Raw genomic sequence first — 11,850 nt, forward strand, 5'->3', positions numbered from 1 at the left:
TTTATCATTATACTAAGAACCATTTAGATGAATCTGCATATGAACAAAAAACAATTACAACCATTCACACCTATTTTATATATAGTGATTTCAGCATTTATTATGTTGTCATGCAATACTAACATATCAAAACATGAAGATTTCAAACCAATATTTGATGGTAAATCTTTAGATAATTGGGAAGGAAATTTAAATATCTGGACTGTAGAAAATGGAATTATTTATGGAATAACAACACCTAAAATTCAACTTAAAAAAAACACGTTCCTTATTTGGAAAGGAGGAACTCCAAGTGACTTCGAACTAAAATTAGAATTTAAAATTTCAAAAAACGGGAATAGTGGTGTCAATTATAGAAGTGAAACGGTTAAAGGAATTCCTTATGCCCTTCGAGGATATCAAGCGGATATAGATGGAAAACATAAATATACAGGTCAGAATTATGAGGAAAGAAAGAGAGCAACCTTAGGGTATAGAGGTGAAAAAGCAGCTATTTATTCTCAAGACAAAAACTATAACGGTGGTTCATTAAGAGCTAATATCACAAAAAACTGTTGGACTCATAGAAAGGTTTTACAAACACTAAATGATTCAGATTCTCTGAAAGCAAAAATCAAGAATCATGACTGGAATCAACTTCACTTAATCATTAAAGGAAACAGATTGAAACATTATGTAAACGGAGTGTTATTTAGTGATGTAATAGACAAAGACAGTATTAACAGAGCCCTTTCTGGAAAAATTGGACTACAGGTTCATGTGGGGCCTCCCATGAAAGTTCAGTATCGAAATATCTTATTGAAAGAAATCTAACTTTGAGTTTCGTGAACAAAAACAAAAATCCTTAACAATATTCGTTAAGGATTTTTTTGTACCTAAACAGTAGTATGATTCCATAGATTACAGCTACTTATATATTGATTCCATTTAAAAATTCTCTTAAGCCCCTTACAGAAGCAGCAGGATGTAATTTTGTTATTTTAACTAGACTTTTGAACTACAATGAATAACTAAAATATAAGTATTCACAACAACCATTAAAACTTTAACCATGAAAAAAATTATTTTAAAAGTAACAATCATTACTAGCCTTCTACTGTCTCTCGATAGTTATAGTCAATATCAAGTTTGGCTAGGTACCATAGCTGCACCAAGGAGTTCATTAGATGTAACTGACCAATGGGAAGACGCCGCCAGAAAAGTACAAGGGTTAAATATTAAACGTGCCAACAAGTTCGTTTCATTGCCTGGGACTCCCAACGATGGTGAAGAAAACTTAGGTAATGGAGATGAGTTTGATTCTTTTGTTAGAACTTTTAATGCAGCTAGTCTTAATAATACAAATACTGGATATGTAGAAATAGCAAGAACAAAGTTCAAGGTTCTTAGGCCTAATGCTCCCGATTACCTTTTAGAGAGACCTGAATTAGATGATTATTTAGTAGATCTATTTCGTACGACCAGTGATCGAGGTGGATATAGTGTTAATGCTCTTATGTTTTATGATAATTATGAAGGAAGTAATTCTGAGAACAACCTTATTTATAGATGGTCTAAGAATGAAGTTCAAAGAATGAGAGATTGGTTGGATGCAAACGGAAGAGCTGGTGTTAAACTTTATTCTACCGCTCGGGGTAACTCCTCTAATAGTCAAGAGTTTATTGAAGACACAAATGTAGATGGTGTTGTTATAGAGGGTATTCCTCAAAAATGGTATGATACAACTAAAAACCAAAACAGACAAGATTTACTTAGGTGGATAGTAGGTGAGCCAACCCTTAACAACAAAAGGATTATTTTTCAACTACCTGTAAGTAGTATGGATAACCCTTACGGAACCCCTAGTGGTTTTGAACAAACGCGAGAATTTGTTAGATGGCTTGGAAGTAGAACCTACTTGAGATTTGAGTTTCTACAAAATAATAGAGTAGTGATTATGCCTGTAACTTACAATCCTGCTTTTACTTTTTATCCCGAAACAGAAAATAATGGAAGAAATTATGCTAATAGTATGACAGGTATTGCTTTATCGCTAATAGAACAAAAAAAGAATTTTCAAGGTCTAACTAGTATTTTACCTACGAAAAAATTTGCTGCTAGAACTGTAAGACCTAATGCTTTTAGAAAATCTGGAGATTCATCTAAAGATAAACGATCTATAGAAACTTTAAACTTAGAATCTACAGATATTCTAATATATCCAAATCCATTAAACAATGGTAACTCGTTAAATGTAAAAAACTTAACATTAAATCAAAATGTACAGGTTGAAATCACTGATGTAACAGGAAAAACAATTCAATACAAGAAAACAGAAAACACTTTAAACTTACAAAATACAAGTGCTGGAATATATATTGTTAAGTTCTTTATTGAAGACGCTAATGAAGTAATTATTAAAAAGCTTTTTATTAATTAATCTCTTTTACAAGAAAGTGCTAAGTTACCACCTTACCTATCATTTGGTAAGGTGGTTTTTACTATTTTGTCCATTTGTCAAATAACAGTATAATATTCAGTTCCTTCCATATTAAAAATAATACTTCGGTTTATTAATCCATCAACACACTACCTAAAAAAATGAAACAAATTTTATTAACGCTTATAATTATTGTTTCTCAAAACACTATAAACGCACAACAAACAGGAAGATGGGGAGATCAAGGAAATGGAACCTACAAAAATCCAATTCTTCAAAGTAATTACCCCGATAATGACGTTATTAGAATGGGAGATACGTTTTATATGATGTCTTCCACAAATCATTTTGTTCCTGGTATGGTCCTCTTAAAATCAAAAGATTTAGTAAACTGGGAATTTTCAAACCATATCATGAATGCTCCAGTAGATTATGATGAAAATTTTAGTATTACTCAAGAAAGGAAACTAACAAGTCGCGGAAACTGGGCGGGTTCTTTTGGTTATAATGGGGAAGAGTACTTTGCCTATTGGTGCTACAACAAACGAAATATAAAGCCTGGAGGTACACATATTATAGTCTATTCTAAAGCGAAAACGATGGAAGGACCATGGAGTATCCCTAAAGAAATTACTTGGGCAAATGGCAGTCATATAAACACCACAGATCCAGGTGTGTTTTGGGACTTAGAAACTAAGAAAGCATGGATAGGCCTATGGACTCATGGAGAAGTTAGAATCTACCCTATGACATGGGATGGGACTGAAATATTAGAAAACAAAGGAGAAGGAATTCTTGTAACAAACACTTATCAAGGAGAGGCTGTAAAGATCTTTAAGTTCAAAAACAGGTACTATGTTTCGAATGTTTATGTAGAAAAAGATGCTCAAGGCAACAGACTAAGAAAAGGAGCTATTCAACGCTCAAAAAGTATAAAAGGTCCTTGGGAAGGAAAACTTATCTTAGAAAACGGAAATGGAACTAATAGAAACCCTGCACAAGGAGCTTTCATTAATTTAGAAAATGGCACAAGCTGGTTTTTACATCAATTGTCTACAGGAACTCCCCAGGAAAGATATATGGGAAGACCACAATTTCTAGAGCCTGTAATTTGGAAAGATGGTTGGCCAAATGTAGGTATTGATACCGATGGAAATGGTATTGGAGAAGTTATTTGGCAACATAAAAAGCCAATACAGGGTCATGCCGTAAAAGCGCCTGCAACTGATGACTATTTTAACCTTCCTGAATTAGGGATGCAATGGAACTGGCGCTTTAACCCTGATATGGAAAAATGGTCCCTTACAGAAAGGCCTGGTTTTTTAAGATTAAAATCATCTGTCCCTTCTTCCTCAAAAAATAACAGTCTAGATGAACTTCCAAATATTATTGGACAACGTTTAATGGGAAGAAATAATAATGTAATGACCACTAAAATAGAGCTAAGCAAAATGGTTTTTGGGCAAGAAATCGGGTTTCACATTTCTTCTCAACAAAACAACGCTATCGCCCTAAAAAAAGAAAAATCCGGAAAATTACAGTTGCTGTTTAGATCCGGTAAAAATGATATTCCTACAATTCAAAAAGGCAAATTACTCGATACTAACGTAATTTGGTTCCAAGCAAAAGTAAACGATGGTTTAGCTACTTTTTATTATAGTTTAGATGGAAAAAAATTCAACCAATTTGGACAAGAAGTTCGTTTATTATTTTCTGGCTTTACGCCCAATATGGTAGGTTATTACAGTATGAATTCTCAACCTAAAGGCGCTATTGATATTGATTGGTTTACCTATAGCTATGACGGGCCGAAAGGAGCATCTAAAAAATAATTACTATTGAAATATTGATTCTGACTCATATCTGATATATAATAAAAATAGTTGATGATTTCTAGTAGGACTTAGAATGAAAACCTACCCCAATTTTAGAAATTTCCATGTCAATTTCTGCTGGAGCACCAGAGAAACCTACAATTAAGTAACCGCAGGCAACTTTCTAAATAACCACACCTTTATATCCTAACTCCGCAATTAAAGCTAGGCGATTCATAGTTCCTAAATTTTGAAGGGTCAAAGCCATTGCTGAAGCTTTTGCATTAACAACATCCTTTGTATTGCCAAACGAGAAGGAGAACATGCAGGCGATGCACAATGTGCATTTTTGAATAACATAGATTCTGATGCTAGTTTATCTAAATTAGGTGTTTTACTTAAACCCATACCGCCTAATGGTCCTATCCAATCATTCATAGCATCTACAGGGATAAAAAGAATATTTGGTTTTGAGTCGCTATTTTGTGCAAAACTAAAACTGTTAATTATTAGCAGAAAACACAATACTATTAAATAATTATGATCTTTTAAAATGGTATATTTCATATAGGATTTCTTTATGAATTTTTCATTTCAATATTATAAGTCCCTGAAGCAAAAGAACCAATATTCGTAAAATCAGCAGATAGATCTTGGTTACTAACTGCTTCTCCGTTTATGGTTATTGAAACATTTTCCCCATAATTAGGAACAAATATCTCTCCATTTGAGTTTTTCGGTATTTGAAGCTCCCAAGAAAAAACACCTCCTTTATTTATCCAAGAACTTTTAATAACCCCATATTTTGATTTATACGAAGCTTCAACGTGTTCTATTTGCCTTGTTAAATACGGCTTAAAAATTATTTTCTTAAATCCTGGCTCCTCCTCTGACGGATTTATTCCTGCAATACCCGAATAAAACCAAGCATCAAACCCACCTTGCATTGGATGGCTATGACTTCTTAGCATCAATTTATCATATTCTTCTGGGTTTGTGTTAACTGGTAAAATTTCCCATAAAGTGGTAGCATCATAATGTGACCACATGGCTTCAAAACTATGATCTCCTTTTTTAGTAAGTAATTGGTATGCCTTCTCTTCTTGTCCATTTTCGCATAAAGCTTGAAAAACTCTAGAAATTCCAAAAATCCCAGTACTTAAAAAATCGTTGTGATTTTTAGCACTATCATCAACAATTGCTTTCGCAACTTTTTTCCTATAGGCTTCAGGGGTAATTCCTATTTCCAATGCCATACTATTGGCGGTTTGGCTACCATAAGTTCCTTTTTCTTTATCTAAAAAAGAACTGTTAAAACTTTCTTTAAGTTGCTTTTCTAATAACTTATACTTTTGTTCATCCTCTTTATAGCCCAATATTTTTGCCGTTTTCCTTAAAATAGATACATCTAAAATGTGGTAAGCCGAGGAACTAACAGGTACAGGACATTCAATGCTACTAGTTCCTTTTGGAGGACACCAATCTCCCAATCCATGAACAATAAGTCCATTTTCTTTTTTAGAACCTACATAATTCACCCAAGTAGTCATATCATTATAAAACTCTTTTAGGATGGTTTTATCTCCATAATAAGTATAAATATACCAGGGCAATTGTACAACAGCTGTTCCCCAATCTGGAGATGCCGTACCACTTGTTCGTCTTCCTGGGGCAATCATTGTTGTTATTCCTTTAGGTTTTGTTATTATACTACGATCATGAAAATTTCTTCCAAAATAAAGTTCCTTTTTTTTATTTTTTCCAGAAGATCTCATGTCATAAGCATATTTTTTTAAAAACTTATGGGCTTGAAAATTATGAATAAGTGTTTTTGCAACGGCATGCGCATCACCCGTCCATCCACATTTTTCACGATGTGGACAATCTGTTGGAATACCTTGCATATTGCCTTTTAAAGTCCAAACCGTTAAATCGTGTAATTTATTAATATTAGGTTCCGAAGTTTTAAAACTACCCATTACCTCCATAGAAGAATACACTAACAATCCAGTTAACATTTTTTTTGATGGCTTCTTATTAAGGCCTGATACTTCTGCATACCTAAAACCGTGATAGGTAAATCGAGGTTCCCAAATTTCCAATCCACCACCTTTACAAATATATTTTTCGGTCTGTATATTTTTAGTCGCTTTGATTCCTGTTGATCTAAAATCTAATTCACCCGATTTCCCCATTTCTTCGGAATAGCGTATGATAATCTCTTGTCCTTTTTCTCCTTCAATTTGCAACTTAGTCCAACCTGTGAAATTTTGACCAAAATCATAGATATACTTCCCTTCGCTACTTGCTGTTACTTTTATTGGAACAATAGTATCCATCACTCTAATTGGTTCTACAAACTGTTCTACAAGTTTCCTGGGGTGTTTTTGACTTAATAGTGCTTTATTCCAAAGCGAATCGTTTTCTAAATTTGATGACCAATCTTGAATCTCTTTTCTCGCATCATAATGCTCTCCTGTGTAAATATTAGTATAAGTAATTGGTCCTTCCGTCCAGCTCCAAGAAGTATCTGTACCTATTATTTCCGAAGTTCCATCTTTATAAAATAGTTGTAATTGCCCTATTAGATTTGGTTGTCCATAAATCATAGATGTATTCCAAACCACATTTTGATTGTACCAACCATTACCTAGCATAATACCCAGTACATTCTCTTTTTTTAATTGTTCTAACGGAATATCATAGGCGGTATAAAACATATAATCATTAAAATTAGTCTGAGCAGGATCTAATACATTTTCTCCTATTTTTTTCCCATTTATATACGCTTCATAAAAACCTGGTGCCGCAATATAAAAACGTATATAATCAATTTCTAAGTTTTCATTTACCTTGAAACCTTTTCGAAATATTGGTAGCGGATTTTCTGATTTATAATCGTAAGTAATCCATTGAGCTCCCCAGTCTTCATTATTTACTAAAGGAGCGATTAGCTTTTGAGGTATACTCCATTCTGATTCATTATTATTTTCATCCCAAATTTTAACTTTAGAGAAATATTCATGTCCCCCTTTCAAATTGGCTCCTTCATATGGAATAAAGTTTTGCTCTTTACTCTTAACTTTTCCTGAATCCCAAACAACACTTGTAGCATTGTTTTTTTTATTTAGTGAATAAAGTACAATTTGATAGGCAGTTTGTTCATTGTCTTCTGTTGTATTGAATCTCCAACTAAAAGTGATGGGATTCGTATCCAACGAATTTAATTCTGACTTGTGCGAAATACTGTATTCCGTAGGTTTCTGGCAAGCGAAAAGAGTCGAAAGCATCAATAATACTAAAATGTGTATCCTCATTTTTCTAAGAAATTTTAAAATATTTTTTAAAGATGATCATTCTATTTTTAAAACGTGTCCTGTAGCATGCTTGGTTGAATGTATAAGTTTATCAATAAATTTTATTCTATCCATATACTTAAAAAACATAAAACAGCCTTATTGATCACTAACTTACTTGTCGATTAGTAATTAATTTGTTTTGAAAAAAATCAGTTCTATATCAAATAGAATTCTTAATTTCCTAGTATCATTTTACTCTAATGTGTATAAGGAACAGTTCCTGTTGCATCTAAAGGATACCCCCATTTATCTACATAATGCCTTCCGGGAAGAAATTCATCATTTGTATCTTTTAATAACTTTGCCAATTCTTTTTCTAAATTATTTTGAATAGAAGCATACGCTTTATTCCCAACTAAATTATTTATTTGGAAAGGATCATTCTCGTCATCAAATAACAACCAAGCACCTTTCAAATCTTTTGCATAGGTATATTTCTTTGTCTTCACAGCTCTATATTCTTTTCCACCATGTTGTACCTCATTCCATTGACCGAATGGTTGTACACATGTCAATAAAGTAGATTCACCAACGTTTTCTTTTCCTTCTAAATAAGGTCTATAGTTTATTCCTTCTACTGTGTCAGGAATTTCAACATCACACAAAGCCAAAATTGTTGGCATAATATCTTCTGAATTCATCAATGCATCTCTAGTACCTGGAGTTATATTCATACTTTGTGGAATATGATATAACATAGGGACTCCTGCAGATTCCTTATAAGGTTGTTGCTTTTTGTAAGCTCCGTGAGAACCTAATAAATCACCATGATCTGCCGTTACTACAATAATGGTATTGTCTAACTGATTGGTATTTCTTAAGTTTTGAACAACCTTTCCAATCATGTCATCCAAAGCCGAAATATGTGCATAATAACCTGCAAGATCTTTTCTAACTTTTTTCTTCATATGCTCAGGAACATTCCCTCGCAAAATCATATCCTCCGGACGAAACTTAGCTCTATACTCCTTAGGAGCAGAATGATAGGGCGCATGGGGTGTTCCATAAGAAAGCAGTAATAAAAATGGCTTTTCGCTAGTGTCTTTTGTATTCATATACTCAATTGCAGCATCCGTTTGTGCAAAAGTATCATAGCCCTTCCATATATTTCTTTTAGGATCATCATTGTCATAATATACAGACCCGTTGTAGTTATGCGTACATTCATTCCCCATCCAAAATTGGAATCCCTGTCTTCTATTACCAGGTAATACATTTTGCAATCTACCATGTCCATCTATATGCCATTTTCCAATAAAGCCAGTTTCGTATCCTTGCTTGCTTAGTACTTTAGCCATACTAACAGCATTGGTGTCCAATTGAACATCGTTCATAAAAACACCATGAGTTAATGGTCGTTGCCCTGTTAAAAGAGAAGCTTTAAAAGGCGAACAAACGGGCATACCTGATACCGCGTTTTTAAAATTAACACTAATCGCTGCTAAACTATCTAAATGTGGGGTTTTGATATTCGGATCACCTGCATAGCCAGTTGCCTGAGCTCTCCACTGATCTGCCAAAATAATTAATACATTTGGCTTTTTTTCTGTCGCTGTATCTACCGTATTTCCTTTTTTCATCGTACAGGATATGACTAAGCTAAGTCCCAAAATCAACAGTACTATTTTATTTGTTCTAATCATTTTTTATTTCTTTGAAATTATATTTTGATAACGTCCCATTTCTTTATTACAAAAAAAGAATAGACAACATTATTTTTAATTTTTACTCCATGTAAAAAACTTCTTTCAATTCGGTAGCCACAGGACTATTATCTTCATTAGTTTCCATTAAAAAAGCCATATGCTCCCACCACTTTTTACAGATTTCTGTTTTCGATATTGCGGCCCACATTTCTTCTGAAGCAATTTCAGCATATGCAAATAAGCTATTCGTTTCTTCATCTAAAGAAATACTATAATTGGTCACACCATATTCCTTTAACATGTCATATAATTCTAACCAAATGGGGTTATGTCTTTTTGTGTATTCTTCCAAGTTATTTGGAAGCAACTTCATTTTAAATACTTTTCTAATCATTTCAGTAAATCTTTATTTTTCAGTTATAAGTTTTAACCATTAACCTATTTACATAGGATGAAAAAATAGTTATCAATTTATTCTGTAACAATTTCCCACACTTTTGAACGAACTGAAGTTTCACTAGAACTTGAAATTGTCAATACAACGATCCATTCGCCTCCTTTTTCATAATGGTGTGATGGGTTCTTCTCATTTGATATAGTTCCATCTCCAAAATCCCAATGCCACGTTTCTATATCTCCAAACGATTTATCTTTAAATTGAATCCATCGTTCTTTTCTATCTATTTCTATAAAAGACCAATCTGCTTGAATGTTATTTTGATGCTCTTTCTCTAAAGGCATCAACCTAAATAAATTCAAATAACTTGCATTTCGAATCATTCGGGTATCATGTGCTAAGTTGATAAAAGACTCTGATTTCCCTCCATCATAATCGATACCACACCAGGACAAACCAATAATTTCATTTTCTTGTAGCTGACTTATTCTAGAAGCTTCAATTCCCGAATAATCAGCATGATCAAAAGGAGTAATCCAAAACTCCATTTTAAGTTTTCCTTTTTTCCCATGCTTAAATTTGTAATCATAAGCAATATTAAAATACGGAAAGTCCTTTATCCATGGTGTGTTTCCCCAAACCATAGCAGGGTCTTTATTTACAGCAGGAGTAAAAACATGATAATTCTGTGCATGAGAACCATGACCTTTGAAATGCAATTTTTCTACAGAAAAATGGTCTAAATTACCATTGTCCTTTTTAATAAAAGGACCACCTGATAAATCAGCATCTACAACTACTTCAAAAATATCTTGTCTCAAGCCTTTGTCTTCAAAATCCCAAAAATCATCATACGATTCTACATAAAAATAAAGTCTATTCAAATCTTTTACCCAAGCTACCTTCACATCTACATCATAATCTTTAGGGTCTAAATCAAAATCTAATCCCCTTACGGTTTCCTTCATTTGTTTTAAACCTATGCTATAAGAATCTGGTACGCTTTTCCAGTCAGAAAACTCACCATCAATTCTTGGCATTTCATTCTTCGGAAACTGATACACTTTATATTCTTTAGATCTTTGTCCAAAAGAGCAAAATGAACATCCTAGAAAGAATGTAACACAAATTATATATAAAATTTTTCTACTCATGTATAAATAGCTAGAAATAGCAACTGTCTTTATTTCAGTGTCTCATTCAGTTTGTAAACTTTAGAACGTATGTCATCTAAATCACCTACAATTAACCAATAATCATATTCAAACACATCGTTTTTCTTCAATGCAACTGCTTTTATAGGCGCTATATAAGAAGTTTGACTATCTGTACTTTCGAACCCAGGAGCACCTGCCATACCTGCTAAGAAATTTGAAGCAATAGGAGTATACACTCCCAATCCCCATTTATTGTCATCAACAAACGCCATCCAATGTTCTGATACTTTTTGATTCTTATAACGTCCCCAAAAACCATCTTCTAAATGTTCAACAACGGGGTTGTCTAAAGTATCTCCTGTAAAAGGAGCTTTTCCAAAATAGCTGTATAAATTTTTAAGCGCAGAAATAGGATACACTGCAGGAAGTTCTTGACTCGGAGCTCCCCCATCTTCCGTATATATATCATACAATCCTTTTTCTGATTCTGATTTTACAGCATTAGCTTTTTTATCTCTTTGAGTATCATAGATACTGTCTTTTCGAAAACAAGTCAATCTATTATGAACTTTGATTACGTTCCCTTCTAACGTACTCCATTGTTCAATAGTTGCCTCGGCAGGTTCGTTATTCATATCCCATAACATTGGTATACATTTTACATACAAGGTATTTTCTGTTTTTGTACAAGCAACAATCTCGGCTCTATTTTTATAAGAATCTCCTACTTGAATAGGATTCCAAGACCAAGGAGACCAATCTGGATTTTGTCCATCTTTAGTTCTATTTATGCTTTTACCGGCATAATAAGATTGCTGAATATAACGACCTTCATCGTGTACATTCACAATATTTCTTTCTTTCCCAGATTCGGAAATATAAAAAATAGCTCCTCCTCTAGTCAAATCTAATTTCAAAGACAAGACACCATTATCGAGACCAACTTCTTTTTGGTTGGTATCAATAATTGTTGCAACAGATTTCTCCGAATTATTCTTATTGACTTTACAACTGACTATAGAGAATAATATAACAGTGCTAAAAATGAACTTTTTCAT

Annotated in this window: 9 protein-coding genes; 3 read left to right on the plus strand and 6 right to left on the minus strand. The window is 33.2% G+C overall.

What is annotated here, in order from left to right; all coding sequences use genetic code 11:
* Positions 1–39: 39 nt before the first annotated feature.
* The 3 genes from FGM02_RS16880 (at position 40) to FGM02_RS16890 (ending at position 4,251) form a co-directional block, all read left to right on the plus strand.
* Positions 40–813, plus strand: a complete 774-nt coding sequence (locus tag FGM02_RS16880; protein ID WP_139959675.1) for a 3-keto-disaccharide hydrolase — start codon at positions 40–42, stop codon at positions 811–813.
* A gap of 238 nt (positions 814–1,051) precedes the next feature.
* Positions 1,052–2,419, plus strand: coding sequence for a T9SS type A sorting domain-containing protein (locus tag FGM02_RS16885; protein WP_139959676.1), 1,368 nt, complete (start codon positions 1,052–1,054; stop codon positions 2,417–2,419).
* A gap of 161 nt (positions 2,420–2,580) precedes the next feature.
* A complete protein-coding gene (locus FGM02_RS16890; protein WP_139959677.1) occupies positions 2,581–4,251 on the plus strand; it encodes a glycoside hydrolase family 43 protein in 1,671 nt (556 codons plus the stop codon).
* A 240-nt stretch (positions 4,252–4,491) separates the two neighbouring features.
* On the opposite strand, the gene FGM02_RS16895 is transcribed toward FGM02_RS16890, so the two are convergent.
* The 6 genes from FGM02_RS16895 to FGM02_RS16920 form a co-directional block, all read right to left on the minus strand.
* Positions 4,492–4,800 carry a sulfatase-like hydrolase/transferase gene (locus FGM02_RS16895; protein WP_139959678.1) on the minus strand — a complete coding sequence of 103 codons (309 nt, stop codon included), beginning with the start codon at positions 4,798–4,800 and terminating at the stop codon, positions 4,492–4,494.
* 11 nt (positions 4,801–4,811) lie between these two features.
* Entirely contained in the window at positions 4,812–7,550 is a 2,739-nt protein-coding gene (locus tag FGM02_RS16900) for an alpha-L-rhamnosidase (RefSeq protein ID WP_139959679.1), read from the minus strand.
* A gap of 239 nt (positions 7,551–7,789) precedes the next feature.
* Positions 7,790–9,235 (minus strand): sulfatase family protein, encoded by a 1,446-nt coding sequence (locus tag FGM02_RS16905; protein ID WP_139959680.1) that lies wholly within the window; start codon positions 9,233–9,235, stop codon positions 7,790–7,792.
* 82 nt (positions 9,236–9,317) lie between these two features.
* A complete protein-coding gene (gene rhaM / locus FGM02_RS16910) occupies positions 9,318–9,632 on the minus strand; it encodes an L-rhamnose mutarotase (RefSeq protein ID WP_139959681.1) in 315 nt (104 codons plus the stop codon).
* A gap of 77 nt (positions 9,633–9,709) precedes the next feature.
* Positions 9,710–10,789 carry a PKD domain-containing protein gene (locus tag FGM02_RS16915; RefSeq protein ID WP_139959682.1) on the minus strand — a complete coding sequence of 360 codons (1,080 nt, stop codon included), beginning with the start codon at positions 10,787–10,789 and terminating at the stop codon, positions 9,710–9,712.
* 29 nt (positions 10,790–10,818) lie between these two features.
* Entirely contained in the window at positions 10,819–11,850 is a 1,032-nt protein-coding gene (locus tag FGM02_RS16920; protein ID WP_139959683.1) for a hypothetical protein, read from the minus strand.

It is taken from the genome of Flavicella sediminum, assembly GCF_006381105.1.
In the GTDB taxonomy this organism is placed as follows: domain Bacteria; phylum Bacteroidota; class Bacteroidia; order Flavobacteriales; family Flavobacteriaceae; genus Flavicella; species Flavicella sediminum.

What these genes read in the sequence shown, in the direction of transcription:
- FGM02_RS16880 (WP_139959675.1), top strand. Translation starts at nt 40, where the DNA reads ATGAACAAAAAACAATTACAACCATTCACACCTATTTTATATATAGTG.
- rhaM (WP_139959681.1), bottom strand. Translation starts at nt 9,632, where the DNA reads ATGATTAGAAAAGTATTTAAAATGAAGTTGCTTCCAAATAACTTGGAA.
- FGM02_RS16895 (WP_139959678.1), bottom strand. Translation starts at nt 4,800, where the DNA reads ATGAAATATACCATTTTAAAAGATCATAATTATTTAATAGTATTGTGT.
- FGM02_RS16900 (WP_139959679.1), bottom strand. Translation starts at nt 7,550, where the DNA reads ATGAGGATACACATTTTAGTATTATTGATGCTTTCGACTCTTTTCGCT.
- FGM02_RS16905 (WP_139959680.1), bottom strand. Translation starts at nt 9,235, where the DNA reads ATGATTAGAACAAATAAAATAGTACTGTTGATTTTGGGACTTAGCTTA.
- FGM02_RS16920 (WP_139959683.1), bottom strand. Translation starts at nt 11,850, where the DNA reads ATGAAAAAGTTCATTTTTAGCACTGTTATATTATTCTCTATAGTCAGT.
- FGM02_RS16885 (WP_139959676.1), top strand. Translation starts at nt 1,052, where the DNA reads ATGAAAAAAATTATTTTAAAAGTAACAATCATTACTAGCCTTCTACTG.
- FGM02_RS16890 (WP_139959677.1), top strand. Translation starts at nt 2,581, where the DNA reads ATGAAACAAATTTTATTAACGCTTATAATTATTGTTTCTCAAAACACT.
- FGM02_RS16915 (WP_139959682.1), bottom strand. Translation starts at nt 10,789, where the DNA reads ATGAGTAGAAAAATTTTATATATAATTTGTGTTACATTCTTTCTAGGA.